Source organism: Comamonas sp. C11, from assembly GCF_024496285.1.
GTDB classification, from domain to species: Bacteria; Pseudomonadota; Gammaproteobacteria; order Burkholderiales; family Burkholderiaceae_C; genus Comamonas; species Comamonas testosteroni_F.
In genome coordinates, this window is record NZ_CP101743.1 from 1,479,721 (window position 1) to 1,498,777 (window position 19,057).

At 62.7% G+C, this 19,057-nt stretch carries 12 protein-coding genes and 2 pseudogenes; 8 read left to right on the top strand and 6 right to left on the bottom strand.

The window, feature by feature from the left end:
• Positions 1 to 179: 179 nt before the first annotated feature.
• The 3 genes from NOX35_RS06780 to NOX35_RS06790 all read right to left on the bottom strand — a co-directional run bounded on the left by NOX35_RS06780 (position 180) and on the right by NOX35_RS06790 (position 5,671).
• The gene (locus NOX35_RS06780; protein ID WP_256496195.1) at positions 180 to 680 is read right to left on the bottom strand and encodes a tripartite tricarboxylate transporter substrate-binding protein; all 501 of its coding nucleotides are present in this window, start codon (positions 678 to 680) and stop codon (positions 180 to 182) included.
• 323 nt (positions 681 to 1,003) lie between these two features.
• Complete coding sequence (locus NOX35_RS06785) at positions 1,004 to 2,173, bottom strand: mandelate racemase/muconate lactonizing enzyme family protein (RefSeq protein ID WP_256496196.1); 1,170 nt, start codon at positions 2,171 to 2,173, stop codon at positions 1,004 to 1,006.
• A 24-nt stretch (positions 2,174 to 2,197) separates the two neighbouring features.
• Positions 2,198 to 5,671 carry an indolepyruvate ferredoxin oxidoreductase family protein gene (locus NOX35_RS06790; RefSeq protein ID WP_256496197.1) on the bottom strand — a complete coding sequence of 1,158 codons (3,474 nt, stop codon included), beginning with the start codon at positions 5,669 to 5,671 and terminating at the stop codon, positions 2,198 to 2,200.
• A gap of 297 nt (positions 5,672 to 5,968) precedes the next feature.
• On the opposite strand from NOX35_RS06790, the pseudogene NOX35_RS06795 reads away from it, so the two are divergent.
• From NOX35_RS06795 to NOX35_RS06805, 3 genes and pseudogenes are all read left to right on the top strand, one after another.
• A pseudogene (locus NOX35_RS06795) lies at positions 5,969 to 6,349 on the top strand (lytic transglycosylase domain-containing protein); the annotation flags it as partial.
• A 40-nt stretch (positions 6,350 to 6,389) separates the two neighbouring features.
• Positions 6,390 to 6,863: pseudogene (locus NOX35_RS06800) on the top strand (DNA gyrase subunit A); the annotation flags it as partial.
• Positions 6,864 to 7,071: 208 nt separating this feature from the next.
• Positions 7,072 to 8,733 (top strand): methyl-accepting chemotaxis protein, encoded by a 1,662-nt coding sequence (locus NOX35_RS06805; RefSeq protein WP_256496199.1) that lies wholly within the window; start codon positions 7,072 to 7,074, stop codon positions 8,731 to 8,733.
• A gap of 16 nt (positions 8,734 to 8,749) precedes the next feature.
• Here the strand turns inward: NOX35_RS06805 and pdxY are convergent, their stop codons facing one another.
• Entirely contained in the window at positions 8,750 to 9,643 is an 894-nt protein-coding gene (gene pdxY, locus NOX35_RS06810) for a pyridoxal kinase PdxY (RefSeq protein WP_256496200.1), read from the bottom strand.
• A gap of 162 nt (positions 9,644 to 9,805) precedes the next feature.
• Entirely contained in the window at positions 9,806 to 10,264 is a 459-nt protein-coding gene (locus NOX35_RS06815) for a RidA family protein (RefSeq protein WP_003064600.1), read from the bottom strand.
• A 208-nt stretch (positions 10,265 to 10,472) separates the two neighbouring features.
• Here NOX35_RS06815 and NOX35_RS06820 point away from each other — a divergent pair, with 208 nt between their 5' ends.
• From NOX35_RS06820 to NOX35_RS06830, 3 genes are all read left to right on the top strand, one after another.
• Positions 10,473 to 12,962: a DNA internalization-related competence protein ComEC/Rec2 gene (locus tag NOX35_RS06820; RefSeq protein ID WP_256496203.1), complete on the top strand. Its 2,490-nt coding sequence runs from the start codon at positions 10,473 to 10,475 to the stop codon at positions 12,960 to 12,962.
• A 160-nt stretch (positions 12,963 to 13,122) separates the two neighbouring features.
• Positions 13,123 to 14,583, top strand: coding sequence for a circularly permuted type 2 ATP-grasp protein (locus NOX35_RS06825; RefSeq protein ID WP_182286119.1), 1,461 nt, complete (start codon positions 13,123 to 13,125; stop codon positions 14,581 to 14,583).
• Positions 14,583 to 15,539: an alpha-E domain-containing protein gene (locus NOX35_RS06830; RefSeq protein WP_182286120.1), complete on the top strand. Its 957-nt coding sequence runs from the start codon at positions 14,583 to 14,585 to the stop codon at positions 15,537 to 15,539. Before NOX35_RS06825 ends, NOX35_RS06830 begins: the two co-directional genes overlap by 1 nt.
• 63 nt (positions 15,540 to 15,602) lie before the next feature.
• On the opposite strand, the gene bfr is transcribed toward NOX35_RS06830, so the two are convergent.
• The gene (bfr, locus tag NOX35_RS06835) at positions 15,603 to 16,079 is read right to left on the bottom strand and encodes a bacterioferritin (protein ID WP_012837398.1); all 477 of its coding nucleotides are present in this window, start codon (positions 16,077 to 16,079) and stop codon (positions 15,603 to 15,605) included.
• A gap of 394 nt (positions 16,080 to 16,473) precedes the next feature.
• Between bfr and ahpC the strand changes: the two genes are divergently transcribed.
• Together ahpC and ahpF are read left to right on the top strand one after the other, a co-directional pair.
• On the top strand, positions 16,474 to 17,049 hold the full coding sequence (gene ahpC / locus NOX35_RS06840; protein ID WP_003057651.1) for an alkyl hydroperoxide reductase subunit C: 576 nt from the start codon (positions 16,474 to 16,476) through the stop codon (positions 17,047 to 17,049).
• A gap of 175 nt (positions 17,050 to 17,224) precedes the next feature.
• Positions 17,225 to 18,781 carry an alkyl hydroperoxide reductase subunit F gene (ahpF, locus tag NOX35_RS06845; protein ID WP_256496206.1) on the top strand — a complete coding sequence of 519 codons (1,557 nt, stop codon included), beginning with the start codon at positions 17,225 to 17,227 and terminating at the stop codon, positions 18,779 to 18,781.
• Positions 18,782 to 19,057 lie beyond the last annotated feature (276 nt).

Genomic DNA, 19,057 nt, shown 5'->3' on the forward strand with positions numbered 1-19,057 from the left:
TCGATGACGCGGGCAAACTATTCCGGCGACGAGCGACGAGCGACGAGCGACGAGCGACGAGCGACGAGCGACGAGCGACGAGCGACGAGCGACGAGCGACGAGCGACGAGGGGCGGCGAGCTTGTCCCGTAGCATCTTGCCGCCGAGCGCTGCGGCCATCTGGCGCTGGAGCATATCGATCACAGGGCGCGGCGTGCCAGCGGGCGCCGCCACAGCCTGCCCGAGTACTGCAGCGGTGGCAGATCTATCCCTTGCCCTTTCAGCGTCGGCACCTCGGGCAACAGCGGCGAGCGCTGGTCGACCATCATCGTGAGGGGGCGCACGAGCTTCTTTTGAATGAACTGCGCGGCCAGCGGGGCGACGGATGGAAAGAACTGGATCTCGTGTTGCGCCAGCGCGGTGATCGCATCCGGCGCGCCCTTGAATGGGGCAAGCGTCGCCGAGAAGCCGTACCGCTTGGGGAGGATGGCGGCGTTCAAGTGTTCGCGCGAGCCCGGTCCCACCGAGCCGCAGTTCAGCACGCCCGGGTTGGCGCGCGCGAAGTCAATCAACTCCTTGACCGTCCTGAACGGTGAATTGGCAGGAGCCACCAGCACGCCGTCGCTGACGCCGGTCAGTGATATCGGTGCCAGTGTCTTCAGCATGTCGAAGCGTTTGCGCGCCACCTGCGCGGCTGCCATTACGCTGTTGAGCTGGATCAGCGGTTAGCCGTCGGCGCCCGCTTGCGCCAGCGCCTGCATGGCGGGCTGGAAGATCGCACCGGGCTTTTTCTCGACGATGAAACTCGCCGCATCGCTTTCTGCATCTGCTCGGCCAGCATGTGCACCGAGGCATCGGCCGCGCCGCCAGCCGGCAGCGGCACGATGATCCTGACCCGGCCGGCTGGGCCCAGTCGCGAGGTGCGAACGGCAGGGCGCAGGCGGCGGCAGCCTGCCTCAACAACTAGCGACGGGTGGAGGTAAGAATCATGCTTTGTCTCCTTTATTCGGCTCAATCATGAGAATCACAAATTGGGCATTGGCACGCGGTAGCGGTCCATCTTGGCCGTGTCCAGGTTCAGCCCGAGCCCTGGTGCGTCACCCACCTCGATGTGGCCATTTACCACCTCGGTTTGGAGAAATTCGTCGCGCGGCGGGTTGTATTCGATCCCGTATTCGAGCGAGCCGTCCGGGCTGTTGGAAGCCGCAAGCAGGTGGGCAGAGGCCAGCAGGCCAGGCGCTGCCGAGAACATATGGGGGCAAAAGCGGATGCCCTTGGCCACGATGCGGTGCGACATGGGCACTGTGCCCGAAAAGCCGCCCCACTTGGTCATGTCAGTCTGCAAGACACTATAGACGCCACTGCCGATGGCCTGCTCTATCGTGTCGGCAGAAATCATGTTCTCGCCTCCGGCGATCCTCATGGGGGCGCCTGCGGCCAATGCCTTCCAGATCTCCAGCGGTGAGTCCACGGGAATGGGCTCTTCCAGGAAGGCCAGTTTCACATCGGCAAATTGCTGCGACCATGCCACCGCTTCATTCAAGGGGAACGAAGAATTGGCATCGGCCATCAGGTCGACATCCGACCCCACCATGGCGCGCGCCTTGACATAGGCTTCCATGTGCTGCTTGGGGTCCCCCCAGCAACGCAGCTTGAACGCCCGGAATCCCCGTTCGAGTCCGGCTTCGACCAGCGGCTCAAACCCGTGTGAGCGCCCCAGGCTGCCATACGCATTGATGCTGCCACTGCGGCCGCCCAGAAGGCGCCATATCGGCTGCCTTTCACGCTGCCCGACGATGTCCCAAAGGGCAATGTCCACGCCCGCGATGGCGGCAGAGATGGGGCCCGTTTCACCACTCTGAAGACGCAGGACGTTGGCCGCCCTGTGCATCGCCTCCCAGGCCTGACGCGGGCCCGCAAAGCTGCGTGACTTCAGGAAAGGCTCAATCACCTTCTTGACGATGATCGCGCGGTGGTAGGCGCCAAAGCGCGGGAAATTGCACCACACCTCGCCCCAGCCCTGCTCGCCCGTTGTGAGCTTCACTTGGACAAGCAGGGCAATCGTGGAGTCCACCATGCCCATGGGCGTCTGGACGGGTGCAGCCATGGGGATGCGCAGGATATGCGGCTCGATGGACTCCACGGAAAGGGTGGACTGGATGGACTCGACGGTTGTCATAAGTTTTTGACCCATTCAATGTTGCTGTTCGGCTGGATATCAGGCGGCCTGCTGTGCCGGCTCGGCAGCAGCAGGGGCTGGTTGGCGCAGTTCCTCTCGTGCCGCCAGGGCCTTCATGGCACTGGCCTCGCGCACATGCCCGTAGCCGCGAACCTGTGCCGGCCAGCCCGCCAGGCGGGTCATGGCCTTGGCGTTGTCGGCGCTCAACGCATGCTGAATATGGTCCAAGTCGGCCTCGTATTGCGCACGCAAGCGGCTAGCCAGTCGCCGCTCTTCTGAATTTCGGAACGGGTCGAGCCAGCTCCCGCGGATGATGCGCAGGCGGCCCAGAAGCGACAAGATCAAGGGCATGGCAAAGACCTTCTCTGTCTTCACCGCCTGGCCCGTGCGCGCATCCTTCTTGGCCAGCGGGCCGCCGCCAAGGTGCCAATGCACCTTCAGATCCCCGTCGAACTCGCTCTGCAGCATCTTGTGGAAGGCCGGATCGCTGTACAGACGACCCACTTCGTACTCGTCCTTGTGGGCCAACAGGCGGTAGTACTGGCGAGCCGCGGTCTTGACCAAGGCGTCAGCGGTACCGGCATGCTGTGCTGCCTGCCGCAGTCGGGAGATGCGATCGCCGTAGGTCTTGGCCAGGGCTGCATTCTGGTAGCCGGTGAGACGCTGCATGCGGTCCCGCACGATCGCATCCAGGCTTTCGACTGTAGGCAACGCAATCACGTGCGCGGGCCGGGCCTGCGCTTGCAAGGACGCAAGGCGCTGCGGATCGGCAGCCCACAAGCGGCCCCAGTTGAAGGCTTCGACATTGCGCGCCACCTGGACCCCGTTCAGCTCAATGGCCTTCTTCAGCGCATCGAGCGAGACCGGGATCATCCCGCGTTGCCAGGCCACGCCCAGCATCAGCATATTGCCGAAGACCGCGTCGCCCAGCAGCTCCTTCGCCAGCACTGTGGCGTCGATGAGTTCGAAGCGATCCGCCGCCGCAGCCTGCAAGCGTCCGGTCAGCGTGGCGGCATCGAACTGCCAGTCCGGGTCGCGCGAGAACTCGGTGGTGGGCACCTGCTCGCTGTTGACCACCAGCCGCGCCGTGGCCGGGCGAAGGAGGCTGAGCGACTCGTCGCCCGCGGTGACCAGCAGGTCGCAACCAACCACGACATCGGCCTCGCCCATCGCCAGACGGGCGCTGGTCAGCAGCAATGGGTCGCGAGCAATGCGCATATGCGTCATGACGGCGCCGTACTTCTGCGCCAGACCAGTGATGTCAAGGGTTGAGCAAGCCAGGCCGTCCAAGTATGCGGCCATCGAGATGATCGCACCCACCGTCACCACCCCAGTGCCGCCGATCCCGGTGATGAGCACACCGAGCGAATCACGCTGCAGCGCCGTGCTCGGCAACGGCAGCGTGGATTCGTCCAGCATCGGCTGTGCGCGCTTGGCCATCCCCGCCTTTTTTGGCTCGGCGCCATGCACGGTTACAAAGCTCGGGCAGAATCCTTCGACGCAGGCATAGTCCTTGTTGCAACTGCTCTGGTTGATCCGGCGCTTGCGTCCCAGCGGTGTTTCCAGCGGCTCGATCGACAGGCAGCCGCTCTTGGCGCCGCAGTCGCCACAGCCCTCGCAAATCTCGGGGTGGATGAAGGTGCGCACCTTAGGGTCGGCCCACTTGCCGCGCTTGCGCAGGCGCCGGCGTTCGGTGGCGCAGGCCTGGTCGTGGATCAGCACGGTAGTGCCATGCATCTCACGCAGCTCTCGTTGCACGCGATCCAACTCGCGGCGATGGTGTACCGGCACGTCGGACGGCAGGCCCAGCGCCTGAACACGCTCCAGATCTTCCGTGGTAACGACGATGTGACGCACCCCTTCCGCCTTGAGCTGTTGAACCATCTGGGGCACCGATATCTCGCCATCGACCGGCTGTCCGCCGGTCATCGAGACAAAGCCGTTGACCAGCAGCTTGTAGGTGATGTTGACCTTGCTCGCCACCGCTGAGCGAATGGCCAGCAACCCCGAGTGGAAATAGGTGCCATCGCCCATATTGGCGAACACATGCTTCTCGGCGGTGAACGGCGCCTGGCCGGCCCACAGCATGCCCTCGCCGCCCATGTGCGAAACGGTCATGGTGTTCTGCGGGCTGGTCAGCATGGCGATGGTATGGCAGCCGATGCCGGCCAGCGCGCGGCTGCCGTCCGGCAGCTTGGTGGAGCTGTTGTGCGGACACCCCGAGCAGAATGTCGGCAAGCGCATCGGCCCGAGGATTAGCTGACCGTCTGGCCCGAACTTGGGCGTTGGCGACAAAGGAATCGCTTGGGCCATTTCGTCCTGTCCCAGCAGCTTGGCGATGGCATGCGCGACGATATTGGGCGCCAGCTCGCCCACGGACGGCAGCGCCGGCTTGCCGATGATCTTGGGTGGGTTGGCGAGGGCTGCATCGTACAGCACAGCCTTCAGTTGCTGCTCGATCAAGGGGCGCTTTTCCTCGACCACGAGGATGGCCTGCAGGCCGTCGGAAAACTTCAGCACGGCCTCCGGGTCTAGCGGAAAGACCATGCCTAGCTTCAGTACCCGGATGCCGACCGCTTTACAGGCTTCGTTCGTCAAGCCCAGTTCCTGCAGCGCTTGCAACGTGTCGGCGTAGGCCTTGCCTGCGGCCACTATGCCGACACGGGCATTCGGCACATCGTGGGTAACTCGGTTCAAATGTTTGGCACGCGCATAGGCCACGGACAGGGGCAGCTTGGCGCCGTACAGCCTCGCCTCCTGCATCTGCGGCCTGTCGTGCAGCCGGATCGAGACGCCGCCCGGCACCGGCGGCAACGGTGGGAGCACAGACTGGAAGAGCGCCGGGTCGATGTTCACCGTCGAAGAGCTTTCCACCACATCCGTGACGAGCTTCAAACTGACCCAGCAGCCGCTGAAACGGCTCATGGCAATGCCGTGCAGGCCGTAGTCGATGATTTCCTGCACGTTTGACGGCGCCAGCACGGGGATGCCGGCGGCCATTAGCGCTGGTTCGCTCTGGTGCGCGGTGGTGGACGATTTTGAGCCATGGTCATCACCGGCAAGCACCAGTACGCCGCCGCTCGGCGAGGTACCCGCCAGATTGGCATGCTTGAACACATCGCCCGAGCGGTCCACGCCGGGACCTTTCCCATACCACATACCGAACACGCCATCCACCTGTGCGCCGGGGACCAGGCCGACACTCTGGGTGCCCCACACCGCGGTTGCGGCCATGTCTTCGTTGACGCCGGGCTGGAACTTGATATTCCAACGCTCCAGGTGGCTGCCAGCACTCCACAGCTCCATGTCATAGCGGCCAAGCGGCGAGCCCCGGTAGCCAGAAATGTAGCCGCCGGTGTTCAAACCGGCGGCTTGGTCAATCAGGCGTTGCTGGATCGCGAGGCGCACCAGGGCTTGGTTGCCCGAGAGAAATACGGTCCCGGTGGTCTTCGTGTAGCGATCGTCGAGCCGGGGCGTATCGCCCGGGATCGGTGAAGGGAGGGCATTGGTCATGGAAGTCTCCTGCATCTCTGCGGCGTGGCATCAAGGGCGCATCGGACTGGGATGGTAGGCACGGTAGCCAAGGCGCAATGTCATGTCATTGACATTGCCAGGTTTACGCCAATGCGGGAGGTTGCTTTCCTTTGAGCGCTCTCTTCTATTGAGTCTTGCCGCCTTCGCGACAACGGTGACCCTGGCCCCGTCACTTCAAGGCGGAAATCCGGTGCCCTTGGCCGCGCCATCAAAATGAAGCGAAGCGTTCTTGGCTAGGCGCGGCCACAAACAGTACAAGCGGTGCGGCAAGGCCGCGCCACGGCCGAGCGCTTTGGCGTGTCGGCCAGCAAAAAGCGCAGCATGCAGCAGCAACTGGCCGACCCGGCCGTGAACGTGCCTGCCGGCGCGCGTTACCTGAGCTATCTGATGGACTTGTTCCCGGGACGGCTCGATCTGGTGCTGGCCGCCTATAACGCGGGCGAAGGTGCGGTGCAGAAATTCGGCAAGGCCATTCCGCCCTACAAAGAAACAATGAATTACGTCAAGGCCGTCACCGGCATCTACGAGCAGCTGCAGGCAGCGCGGCCCCTGAGCGGGCGGCTGGCTGCGGCCGGCCCGGCTGGCCGCGGCGGCTCCCGCATACGCATGACTCTGCCGGGCGCAGCCTCTGCGGCTGCGGACGCGCAAATACCTTGAGTCGCCGGATCGGCGCAATTTGGAAAATCACAAAGAATTCATGAGCGATCAAACCACACTGGATTTGTCTCAACAAGCCGCTGGCGATGCACTGGACCTGGGTCAATACGCACAGCGCGCCTATCTCGAATACGCTTTATCGGTGGTCAAGGGTCGTGCCCTGCCGGATGTCAGCGATGGCCTCAAGCCCGTGCAGCGCCGCATTCTCTATGCCATGGACCGCATGGGCCTGGGCTATAGCGGCCCGAACGGCAATACGGCGGCCAAGCCGGTCAAGAGCGCCCGTGTCGTCGGCGACGTGCTGGGCCGCTTTCACCCGCACGGCGACCAGTCGGCCTATGACGCACTGGTGCGCATGGCGCAGGACTTCAATCAGCGCTACCCGCTGGTCGACGGGCAGGGCAACTTCGGCAGCCGCGACGGCGATGGTGCAGCGGCCATGCGTTACACCGAGGCACGTCTTTCCAAGATCACCGGCCTGCTGCTCGACGAAATCGATATGGGCACGGTGGAATAAGCAGGCTTGTGCCGCCTGTCAAAAAGCCGCGCCAGGCAGGTCCTGGGCGGCTTTTGGTTTTCTGCGGTGCAAACATGGGTCTGGGGCAGCGCACTACAAAGGGAAATTCCTGCTGCTGACATGGGTTCAGCATGGATACATTTTGTCTCAATGCGCGGCAATGTCTGCGCGCAGGCCTTGTGCAGCTTTGTTGGCAGGATATTTTATGCAGCGACTCAAGATGGCCCACAAGCTCTGGGCGGCAGTGTTACTCATCGTGGCGGTGTTGATTGCGGTGATCGGGTTCGCGGGCTACCGCTCCTCGGTCACGCAGCAGGCGTCGGACCAGACGGCGCAGCAAATGCGCTCACGCACCGAGCTGGCGATAGAGTGGATGGGCCTGACCGAAGCCAACGCCGTGCGCACGCTGGCATTGGCGCTGAGCAGCGAGGCGTCGGTGGAGGCGAGCTTCAAGCCCACGATGGCCGAGACCTCGGACCGTATTTCCAGGGTGCAAAAGGCGCTGCAGGCACTGGCGGTGTCTGCCGAGGACAAGGCCCAGATGGAGCGGGTGTCCGCAGCGCGCCAGCAGATGCTGACGCTGCGCAAGCAGATTGCCCAGCTCAAGGACCAGGGGGAGGCGGTCCGGGCTCTCGCGCTGGCCGAGCAAAGCTTCAAGCCCGCGATTGCAGCCTATCTGCAGTCGCTGCAGGCGTTTGTCGAGCTGCAGAAAAAAGCCGCTGCCGACAGCCAGCTGCAGATGGCCGAGTTGCGCATGGCGACCGTGAAGATAGCCGGTGTGGCGGTGCTGCTTGTGGTGCTGGGCATTGCCGCCGGCGCCTTCTTTCTGATCCGCAGCATGCAGTCGCCGCTGCTGGCCGCCCAGGTCATGGCCGAGCGCATTGCCGGCGGCGATCTGCGGGTGGGCGAAACCGTGCAGCGCCATGACGAATTCGGCGCGCTGCTGCGCGCCCAGCAGGACATGTGCCGGGCGCTCAACGATATGGTGGCCCAGGTGCGCCACAGCGCCGACAGCATTGCCACGGCCAGTGCCGAGATCGCTGGCGGCAACCAGGACCTGTCGGCGCGCACCGAGCAGACTTCCAGCAATCTGCAGCAAACCGCTGCCGCCATGGAGGAGTTCACCAGCACCATCCAGAACAGTGCCAGCAGCGCAGAGCAGGCGCGCAGCACGGCATCGGGCGCGGCCGCCCTGGCCCAGCGCGGCGGCGAGGTCGTGGCTTCCATGGTGGTGACCATGGACGAGATTCGCCAGAGCAGCCAGAAGATTGGCGACATCATCGGCGTCATCGACGGCATTGCCTTCCAGACCAATATCCTCGCGCTCAATGCAGCGGTGGAGGCGGCGCGCGCCGGCGAGCAAGGTCGCGGTTTTGCCGTGGTGGCCAGCGAGGTGCGCTCCCTGGCCCAGCGCAGCGGCGACGCGGCCAAGGAAATCCGTACCCTGATCGGCACCTCGGAGGCGCGCGTGCAAAACGGCATCCGTTTGGTGCAGAGCGTGGGCGAATCCATGGACGATATCGTCAAATCGGTGCAGAACGCCAGCACCATGATTGCCGAGGTGACCGAAGCCTCGGTCCAGCAAAGTGCAGGCGTGACCCAGGTCAACCAGGCCATCAGCCAGCTCGATCAGATGACACAGCAGAATGCGGCCCTGGTCGAAGAATCGGCCGCTGCCGCGCAAAGCCTGCGGGAGCAGGCCGAGCAGCTGACGCAGACGGTCAGCATGTTCCGCATGGATGATCTCAGAAGCAGCCATGTACATGTCCAGGCTGCTATTGAATCGGTAGCAAAAGGGCCCGCCTCGACGGTCCGGCCACGCCCGTCCGGCGCCGCGCGCCAGCCGGAGCTGGCGCACCAGGAGTGAATCGGGTCGCGCCGCTTCAGCCGATGACCGGCACGGCGTCAAAGAGATGCGCCGGTGCCGTGATCTGATCGCGGCTGGCGACCAGGGGCAGGTCGCGCTGCCCCGATTCGGTGCGCGAGACCAGGGCATACAGGGTGCTCACGGCCCTGGATACAGCATCGGCCACGGCGCGGCCCTGGATCAGATGGCCCAGCAGCACGGCCGAGAACACGTCGCCCATGCCGTTGGGCAGCGGGTGCAGGTCGACATAGGGCGTCTGCACCAGCCAGGCCTGGTCGGCCGTCACGGCCAGAGTGGCCAGCTGCTCGGACGGCAGGTCCTCGGTGCGCAGGCTGGTGACGACGATCAGCGCCGAGGCGCGGTGACGCATTTGCGCAAGCATGCCGCGGGCCGCCTCGGTGGCCGCCTTCACGCTGCCCAGCGGCTGGCCGCCGCACAGCAGCTCGAACTCGTAATGGTTGGGCGTGATGACGCTGGCCTGGGACAGGGCCCGCTTGCGCAGAAAGTCCGGGATGCCGGGGCGCACGAACAGGCCGCGCCCCACATCGCCCATGACCGGGTCGCACAGATAGTGCGCCTGGGGCTGGGCGGCGCGCACCTCCTGCACGGCGGCCAGAATGGCTTCGCCCACACCGGCATCGCCCAGATAGCCCGAGAGCACTGCCGTGCAGCGCGCCAGCACGCCTCGGGCGCGCAGGCCGTCCAGCACATCCTGTACATGGGCAGGTGTGAAGACCTGGCCCTTGAACTCGCCGTAGCCCGTGTGGTTGGAGAACTGCACCGTATGCACGGCCACGGGCTCTATGCCCAGAAGCTGCAGCGGCAGCATGGCAGCGTCGTTGCCCACATGGCCGTAGGCGACATGGGATTGAATGCTGAGAACCAGTGGGGGTGCCTGCGTGCTGGGCATGGGGGCTCTTTCGTGAGTGATCGAGATGCTTGCGGCAAGCATCGCGCTGCAAGGATAAAGTGAGCTGCTTGCGCTTATCAATCAAGCAGTTCAGATTGTTTTGTATTTGAAATCCATGAATGACAAGCGGTATTAGCTCACTTTATGTATGGGGCTAAAGTCTTAGCCCAGCTCGGCCATCAGCTCGATTTCCACGCAGCAGCCCAGGGGAATCTGGGCCACGCCGAAGGCGCTGCGGGCGTGTTTGCCGGCTTCGCCGAAGACTTCGCCCAGCAGTTCGCTGCAGCCGTTGGTGACCAGATGCTGCTCGGTATAGCTGGTGCTGGAATTGACCAGGCTCATGACCTTGACGATGCGCTTGACGCGATTCAGATCGCCGCCGCAGGCATGCTGCAGCGTGCCCATCAGATCCACGGCCACGGCGCGGGCTGCCTGCTTGCCTTCTTCGGTCGTCATGTTCTCACCCAGCTTGCCGACCCAGGGCTGGCCGTTCTGCTTGGCGATATGGCCGCTGAGGAACACCAGATTGCCGGTCTGCATATAGGGCAGGTAGGCGGCAGCAGGCATGGCCACTTCGGGCAGGGTGATGTTCAGGGCTTTGAGTTTTTCATAGACGCTCATGACGGCTCCAAAAAGTGCGAGGCTAAGGATCGACAAGTTTGACACAGCAGCGGGCCCGGGCATTGATCGCCTTGGCACAGCGGCCATAGCTTTTGAATTGATAGCTGCTCGCACAATGAGAGCAAGTGTTTGATGCCGTTTTGGTGTCCGAGACAGGGCAGGGATAGTCGCAATGCTGGGTCTGGTCGCTCCCTCCTAGCATGGCAGCATGCCGCTCCATCAGACTCCAAGCTCTCAGCATCGCCGCCTGTCGTGGCTGGCGCCGCTCTGGGGTTGTGTGCTGGGCGCTGCATGGCAGGTGACCCAGGCCAGGCTGTGGCATCTGTCGCTCTACCAGATCTTGCTGGCTTGGGGTTTGCTGACACTGCTGTTTGCATACAGATGGCGTGGCAGACCCTGGCTGAGCTGGTGGCTGATGCTGTTGGGCGCTGCCTGCTGTGTGGCAGGGGGGACGGGTTGGCGTGCACATGCCTATCTGGCGCAGACCCTGCCACAGGCGCTGGAGGCAGTGGACTTGCAGGTGGAAGGCCGGATTGCCTCCATGCTGCAGAACCAGGCCAACGGCCAGCGCTGGCGTTTTGTGGTCGATAGTTCGGATGCCGGCGTGCCAAGGCTGCTGGAGCTGTCCTGGTATGGCCCGTTCGGGCAGGTGCCGGATGCCAGCCAGCCTCTCGTCCCTGACTGGGCCCAGGGCATGGCGCTGAGCCCAGGTCAGCGTTGGCGCTTCACGGTACGCATCAAGCGCCCGCATGGCTCGCGCAATCCGCACGGCTTTGACTATGAGCTGCTGGCCTGGGAGCAAGGAGTGCAGGCCACGGGCTATGTGCGTGACCAGCCCGTGCCCGAACTGCTGGCCGTGACAAACCAGTATCCGCTGCAGCGCTGGCGACAGGGCTTGCGCGATCGCATTCAGGGCGAGGCATTGCGCTTGCAGCGCTGGTTGCCAGGTGGCAGTGCAGGGCATGCTCAGACCGCTCTGGGCGTGGTGGCTGCGCTGGCCGTGGGCGATCAGCAGGCGATTGACCGCAAGGACTGGACCCTGTTCCGTCAGACAGGCGTGGCGCATCTGATGAGCATATCGGGCCTGCACATAACCATGTTTGCCTGGCTGGCAGTCTTGATCGTGGGCCGTGTATGGAGACTTGGTGCGCGCGCCTGTCGCTGGGTGCCTGCCCCGCGCGCAGCCCTGCTCATGGGCGTGCTATTGGCGGCAGCCTATGCCTTGTTCAGCGGCTGGGGTCTGCCCGCGCAGCGCACGATCTGCATGCTGGCCGTAGTGGCGCTTTTTCAATGGCTGGGCGTGCGCTGGCCCTGGGCCTGTGTATGGCTGCTGGCATTGGCGGTGATTGTTGTGGCCGACCCCTGGGCGTTGTGGCAGGCGGGGTTCTGGCTCAGTTTTGTAGCCGTCGGCGTATTGCTTGCTTCCAATTCAGTGGCAGATAGCGCCGAAGCTGCAAGCGCAAAAAGACGATTTCTTGCAAGATTGAAGGAATTGTGGCGCGAGCAGTGGCTGATCTCCCTGGCCTTGGCGCCACTGGGGCTGCTGCTGTTTGGCCAGGTGTCCGTCGTGGGCCTGCTGGCCAATCTGCTGGCCATTCCTTGGGTGACATTGGTGGTCACGCCGCTGGCCTTGCTGGCTGCTGTGCTGCCCATGGCGGCAAGTGCTGCTGCGGTCGCCATGCTGCCCTTGATGAGCCTGCTGCAGTGGCTGGCTGCGCTGCCCGGAGCCGTATGGGCCTTGCCGCAGCCTGCCTGGTGGGCCAGTGCGCTGGCGATAGCCGCCGGACTGCTGGTGATTGCGCCTTTGCCGGGCCGGCTGCGGCTGGTGGCCGCGCTGTTGGCGCTGCCAGCCTTGTTCTGGCCTCAGGCAAGGCCGCGTGTCGGCGAGTTCGAGCTGCTGGCGGCGGATATCGGCCAGGGCAACGCCGTCATCATCAGCACAGCCAGCCACCGTCTGCTCTATGACGCAGGGCCGCAGTACAGCCGCCAGAGCGATGCCGGTGAGCGTGTGCTCTTGCCGCTGATGGCCGCGAACGGCATGCAGATTGATGCCATGATGCTCAGTCACAGCGACAAGGATCACACCGGCGGGGCTTTGGCCGTCAGGGCAGCTCAGCCTGGCGCGAAAGTCTGGGGCTCGGACTCGGTGATTCAAGCCCCGCAACTGGCGGGCCTGGCTCCGGTTCAGCGCTGTACACAGGGGCAGCACTGGCAATGGGATGGTGTGACGTTTGAAGTGCTGCACCCGCCCGCCGGAGATGCCTGGCTCAACGGTCGCAAGGCCAAGCCGAACTTTGGCAGTTGCGTGTTGCGCCTGCGTTCGGCCAGCGGACGTGTGGCCCTGTTGGCCGGAGATATCGAGGCGGCGCAGGAGCAGCAACTGCTGCAAACCAGTCTGGACGAACCTGTGGACTGGCTGCTGGTGCCTCACCATGGCAGCAAGACTTCATCGACCGAGTCCTGGGTCAGCACGCTGCGCCCGCGCTGGGCGGTGGTGCAGGCGGGCTATCGCAATCGTTTTGGACATCCGGTGGCAGCCGTGGTGCAGCGCTATCAGGCGGTGGGCAGCCAGTTGGTGGCTCAGGATCGCTGCGGCGCGGCCTACTGGAACTCTGCCCAACCGGAAAAATTGGAATGCGAACGCTTGATTCGGGCGCATTATTGGGATGTCCATGCTGTTCCCAGGGAGCAGCCCTGAGAAACTGGCATGGGGCTTGCATTGATGCTGTACCGCCTTCAGGCGGATGCAGACATGCATGGTTGCACGCTTGTTGCCTGGCAGCTTGTCCGGTGCAGCGTCGCTAAACTGAGATTCGTGGCTTGCATGCGTGAGCTGCGGCAAAAATAGAGAGGACAGGATGCGCACATTCGATGAGATGTATCTGAGCTTGCCCGCCGAAGGTGGCGCGGTGCGAGACCACTATCGGGACTATGCGCAGTGGCTGGGCAAACAATCGCTGGACTATCTGCGCGCCCGCAGTGCCGAGGCGGAAATCGTCTTTCGCCGCGTGGGCATCACCTTTGCCGTCTATGGCGACAAGGACGAGAGCGGTGCCGGTACGGAACGCCTGATTCCGTTCGATTTGATCCCCCGCATCATTCCGGCCCATGAGTGGGTCCGCATGCAGGCCGGCCTGACCCAGCGCGTGAAGGCGCTCAACTGCTTTATCCGCGATGCCTATCATGGCCAGGACATGGTGCGTGCCGGACTGATCCCGACGGAGCTGGTGCGCGGCAACAGTCAGTATCGGCCAGAGATGGAGGGCATTCAGGTGCCCAACGATGTCTACGCCAATATCGCGGGCATAGACATCGTGCGCGCGCCCGATGACCAGGGCAACGGCGTCTATTACGTGCTGGAGGACAATCTGCGCGTGCCATCGGGTGTTTCCTACATGCTGGAAAACCGCCGCATGACCATGCGCCTGTTCCCCGAACTCTTCGGCAAGCATGCCGTGGCACCGGTGGCCCACTATCCCGACATGCTGCTCGACACTTTGCGTGCCAGCGCGCCGTCGGGCGTGCTGGAGCCCACGGTGGTGGTGCTGACTCCGGGCATGTACAACAGTGCCTATTTCGAGCATGCCTTCCTGGCCCAGCAAATGGGGGTGGAGCTGGTCGAAGGCCAGGATCTGGTGGTCGAGAAAGACGTGGTCTATATGCGCACCACCCAGGGTTTGCATCGTGTGGACGTGATCTACCGCCGTGTGGACGATGATTTCCTCGACCCCGAAGTCTTCAGGCCCACATCGACGCTGGGCTGCAAGGGCCTGATGCGGGCTTACCGTGCAGGCAACGTCAATATCTGCAATGCCGTGGGCACGGGCCTGGCCGATGACAAATCGGTGTACCCCTATGTGCCGGAGATGATCCGCTTCTATCTGGGTGAGGAGCCCATCCTGCAGAACGTGCCGACCTGGCTGTGCCGAAAGGAGGACGACCTCAAATATGTGCTTGACCACCTGCATGAGCTGGTCGTCAAGGAAGTGCACGGTGCCGGCGGTTACGGCATGCTGATCGGGCCGGCGGCGACCAAGGCCGAGATAGAGGCTTTCCGCCGCGTGCTGGTTGGCAACCCTTCGGGCTATATCGCTCAACCTACGCTCTCCCTGTCCACCTGCCCGACCATGGTGGAAAAAGGCATAGCTCCGCGCCATATCGACCTGCGGCCCTTTGTGCTCACGGGAACCGAGGTCAATATGGTGGCCGGTGGACTGACGCGCGTGGCGCTCAAGCAGGGATCGCTGGTGGTGAATTCATCCCAGGGCGGGGGAACCAAGGACACCTGGGTGCTGGAAGATCAAGAGGGAGGTCATTGATGCTGTCACGTACCGCCGATCATCTGTACTGGATGTCCCGCTACACCGAGCGGGCAGAGAACACCGCGCGCATGCTCAGCGTGGCCTATGAAACCGCCATGCTGCCGCAGGCCATCCATGACTCCCACCGCGGCTGGCAGAGCGTGCTGTCCATCAGCGAGCTGATCCCGGCCTTCAAGGCACAGTTTCCAGTGGTAGACCGCGAGTCGGTGCTGCAGTTCATGGTGTCGGACGAGGCCAACCCGTCCTCCATCTTTGCCTGTCTGAAGGCTGCGCGCGAAAACGCGCGTGCCGTGCGCGGAGCGCTGACCACGGAATCCTGGGAAACGCAGAATCAGACCTGGCTGGCGCTGCAGCGCCACTTCGGCAAGGATGCCTGGAAAAAGGATCCGGCGCAGTTCTTCGAATGGGTCAAATACCGCTCCCACCTGTGGCGCGGCGTGTCGCTGGGCACCATGCTCAAGGACGAGGCGCTGCACTTTGTGCGCCTGGGCACTTTTGTCGAGCGGGCCGACAATACGGCGCGCTTGCTGGATGTGAAGTTCCATTCCATAGAGCGCGACTACCACGGCATGCCGCGCGGTCGCGCCCTGATGAATTTCGACTTCTATCACTGGAGTGCCTTGCTGCGCAGCGTCTCGGCCTTCGAGGTCTATCGCAAGGTCTACCGCGATGTGATCACGCCTGAACGCGTGGCCGAGCTGCTGATGCTGCGCGCCGACATGCCGCGCTCGTTGCTGGCCAGCATGCATGAGGTGGTCAAGAACCTGGAGCGCGTGGCCAACGACCATTCGCAGGAAACCACACGCAAGGCCGGGCGCTTGCTGGCCGATCTGCAGTACGGTCGCATCGACGAGATACTGACCACCGGCCTGCACGCCTATCTGACGCAGTTTCTCGACCGCGTCAACGACCTGGGATCGGGCATCAGCCGGGACTTCCTGATGCCGACCTGAGGCGGGGGCTCCAAAGCAAAAGCGGCCCTGAGGCCGCTTTTGTCTTTCAGCGTGAAGCCGAAATTATTCGATCTCGCCCATCAGCGACTGCAGATAGTTCTGCGTGCCGACCTTGTCGATCAGGTCAAGCTGGGTTTCGAGGAAGTCGATGTGCTCTTCGGTGTCGTCCAGGATCTTCTGCAGCAGATCACGCGAAACATAGTCGCGCACGGATTCGCAATGCGCGATGCCGTCCTTGATGGTTTGCTGTGCGGCCTGCTCCAGGCGCAGGTCGCAGGCCAGGGCTTCCGGCACGTCCTCGCCGATCTGCAGCTTGCCCAGGTCCTGCAGATTGGGAAGGCCGTCGAGCATGAAGATGCGGTCCATCAGCGCGTCGGCATGCTTCATCTCGCCGATGGATTCCTCGTATTCCTTCTTGGCCAGCTTGTCGAAGCCCCAGTGCTTGTACATGCGGTAGTGCAGAAAGTACTGGTTGATGGCGGTCAGTTCGTTCTTGAGCTGGGCTTGCAGCCAGGAAATGACTTGTGCATCACCTTTCATGAGGGACTCCTTCTCGGGCAGTTGTTGTTCGCGCCGATTGTCCATGCTTTATGAGGCAAATCAAACAAAGTCCATGCCCGCGCGAATTGGCTGCATCTGATGCGCGTTCTCGTTTAGCTTCAGTGAGTGCCCGCAGGACTTGGACTGAGAAGTTTGATCCGCTGATGACAACAAAAGCTATGAGCGTGATTGAAGGACTATTGGCTTGAACTACCTGGTTTCGGCCCACAATAGAAAGCTGAGCTGCACAGCGCTGCGGCTTGACTTCAGAAGCCGGGAATCTGGTTTGATAGGTTTTTTAAATCAATTTGATGAAATCAATCGATTGGTTTCATTAAGCGGACCACTCTAAACTTCATCCTGTCTTCAAACACTAACCACAAGGAAACAGCAAATGTCTCTGATCAACACTCAAGTTCAACCTTTCAAGACCGAAGCCTATGTGAACCGCAACGGCAAGGGTGAATTCATCACCGTGACTGAAGAGAGCCTGAAGGGCAAGTGGTCTGTGGTGATCTTCATGCCCGCCGCCTTCACCTTCAACTGCCCCACCGAAATCGAAGACGCAGCCAACAACTACGCCGAGTTCCAGAAGGCCGGTGCCGAGGTCTACATCGTGACCACCGACACCCACTTCTCGCACAAGGTGTGGCACGAAACTTCCGACGCCGTGGGCAAGGCCAAGTTCCCCCTGGTTGGCGACCCCACACACCAGCTGACCAACGCTTTCGGCGTGCACATCCCCGAAGAAGGCCTGGCTCTGCGCGGTACCTTCGTGATCAACCCCGAAGGCGTGATCAAGACCATGGAAGTGCATTCCAACGAAATCGCCCGTGACGTGTCCGAAACCCTGCGCAAGCTCAAGGCTGCCCAGTTCACCGCCGCCAACCCTGGCCAGGTGTGCCCCGCCAAGTGGAAGGAAGGCGCCAGCACGATCACTCCTTCGCTGGATCTGGTCGGCAAGATCTAAGCCTGATACCTATCGGCTGAGCGCGCAAGCGCTCTGAAAGCCGGACGACGTTCAGGCGAGTGCTGCCCGTCCGTCCGGCTTTTTTTCGCCCAGTTTTTGCTTTCATGGGCGGGCAAAGGCCTCAAAAGCACTTTGCTGCATTGCATCAACAACTCTAAACTCAAAGGAATCCACCATGCTTGACGATCAACTCAAAGCCCAACTCGCCGCCTACCTGGAACGCGTGCAGCAGCCGTTTGAGCTGGTGGCTTCTCTGGATGACAGCGAGACCAGTGCCCAGATGCACGATCTGCTGAAAACCATCCAGTCCCTGCGCAGCGACAAGATTTCCCTGCGCACCGACGGCAGCGATGCCCGCAAGCCCTCGTTCACGCTGCAGGGCCAGGGCACGGCCACTCAGCTGCGTTTTGCCGGTCTGCCCCTGGGCCATGAATTCACCTCGTTGGTGCTGGCCCTGCTGTGGACGGGCGGTCATCCTCCCAAGGTGGAGCAGGACGTGATCGACCAGATCAAGGCACTGGACGGCGACTTCAACTTCGAGGTCTATATGAGCCTGAGCTGCCACAACTGCCCCGACGTGGTTCAGGCGCTGTCGCTGATGGCCATTCTCAACCCCAAGGTCAAGACCACGGTGATCGAAGGCGGTGCCTTCCAGAAGGAAGTGACCGAGCGCGAAATCATGGCCGTGCCCATGGTGTTCATGAACGGCAGCGTGTTCGGCTCCGGTCGCATGAGCATCGAGGAAATCGTGGCCAAGCTGGACACTGGTGCAGCCTCGCGTGACGCAGCCAAGCTGTCGGCCAAGGACGCCTTCGACGTGTTGATCATCGGCGGCGGCCCGGCCGGCGCGGCAGCCGCCGTGTACGCAGCTCGCAAGGGCATTCGCACCGGCGTGGCGGCCGAGCGCTTTGGCGGTCAGGTCAACGACACGCTGGCGATCGAGAACTACATCTCCGTGCTGGAAACCGACGGCCCCAAGTTCGCCGCTGCATTGGAAGCCCACACCCGTGCCTATGATGTGGACATCATGAACCTGCAGCGCGCCGAGAAGCTGATTCCCGCTGCGCATCCCGGCGGCCTGGTGGAAGTGCAACTGGCCAACGGTGGCTCGCTCAAGGCCAAGACCGTTATCCTCTCCACCGGTGCACGCTGGCGCAATGTGAACGTGCCCGGCGAGGCCGAGTACAAGAACAAGGGCGTGGCCTACTGCCCGCACTGCGACGGTCCGCTGTTCAAGGGCAAGCGCGTGTCGGTGATCGGCGGCGGCAACTCCGGCATCGAAGCTGCGATTGACCTGGCGGGTCTGGTGGCCCATGTAACGGTGGTGGAGTTCGCCGATCAGCTCAAGGCCGATGCCGTGCTGGTCAAGAAGCTGCACAGCCTGCCCAATGTGACCGTCATCACCAACGCCCAGACCACCGAGATCACGGGGGCCAACGGCAAGGTCAACGGCCTGAGCTACAAGGACAGGGCAACGGGTGCCGAGCACCATGTCGAGCTCGAAGGCGTGTTTGTCCAGATCGGCCTGGTGCCCAATACCGAATGGCTCAAGGGCACACTGGAGCTGAGCAAGTTCGGCGAGATCATTGTGGATGCCAAGGGACAGACCAATCTGCCCGGGGTGTTCGCCGCCGGTGACTGCACCACGGTGCCTTACAAGCAGATCGTGATCGCCGCTGGCGCCGGCGCTACCGCAGCACTGTCGGCCTTTGATCACCTGATTCGTCACTGAACTGCTTTCAACGTTTGCCGGGAGGGCGTTGGCCGCTATAAAAAAGGACTGCTTCGGCAGTCCTTTTTGCTTCATCGCCCCATCTAGCCATCGCCCCATCTGGCCGGTAGTCACCGGCCATGCCGTGCGCTATCGGCGCCAGGCCCTGAGGAGCTTGCGGGCTGCAAAGCCTTTCATGGATGTTCGTGAGAACCAGGGGACAGGCCGGTCTGCTTTCAGGGCGCGATTTCCGGTTTTGTAAGCAAGTTATTTGCGGTTGAGAATTATTCGCATATA

Bases quoted from the DNA above. Each gene is read 5' to 3' on its own strand.
- NOX35_RS06780 (WP_256496195.1), bottom strand. From the start codon at position 680: ATGGCAGCCGCGCAGGTGGCGCGCAAACGCTTCGACATGCTGAAGACA.
- NOX35_RS06790 (WP_256496197.1), bottom strand. From the start codon at position 5,671: ATGACCAATGCCCTCCCTTCACCGATCCCGGGCGATACGCCCCGGCTC.
- bfr (WP_012837398.1), bottom strand. From the start codon at position 16,079: ATGAAAGGTGATGCACAAGTCATTTCCTGGCTGCAAGCCCAGCTCAAG.
- NOX35_RS06815 (WP_003064600.1), bottom strand. From the start codon at position 10,264: ATGAGCGTCTATGAAAAACTCAAAGCCCTGAACATCACCCTGCCCGAA.
- NOX35_RS06785 (WP_256496196.1), bottom strand. From the start codon at position 2,173: ATGGGTCAAAAACTTATGACAACCGTCGAGTCCATCCAGTCCACCCTT.
- ahpF (WP_256496206.1), top strand. From the start codon at position 17,225: ATGCTTGACGATCAACTCAAAGCCCAACTCGCCGCCTACCTGGAACGC.
- NOX35_RS06805 (WP_256496199.1), top strand. From the start codon at position 7,072: ATGCAGCGACTCAAGATGGCCCACAAGCTCTGGGCGGCAGTGTTACTC.
- pdxY (WP_256496200.1), bottom strand. From the start codon at position 9,643: ATGCCCAGCACGCAGGCACCCCCACTGGTTCTCAGCATTCAATCCCAT.
- NOX35_RS06820 (WP_256496203.1), top strand. From the start codon at position 10,473: ATGCCGCTCCATCAGACTCCAAGCTCTCAGCATCGCCGCCTGTCGTGG.
- NOX35_RS06825 (WP_182286119.1), top strand. From the start codon at position 13,123: ATGCGCACATTCGATGAGATGTATCTGAGCTTGCCCGCCGAAGGTGGC.
- ahpC (WP_003057651.1), top strand. From the start codon at position 16,474: ATGTCTCTGATCAACACTCAAGTTCAACCTTTCAAGACCGAAGCCTAT.
- NOX35_RS06830 (WP_182286120.1), top strand. From the start codon at position 14,583: ATGCTGTCACGTACCGCCGATCATCTGTACTGGATGTCCCGCTACACC.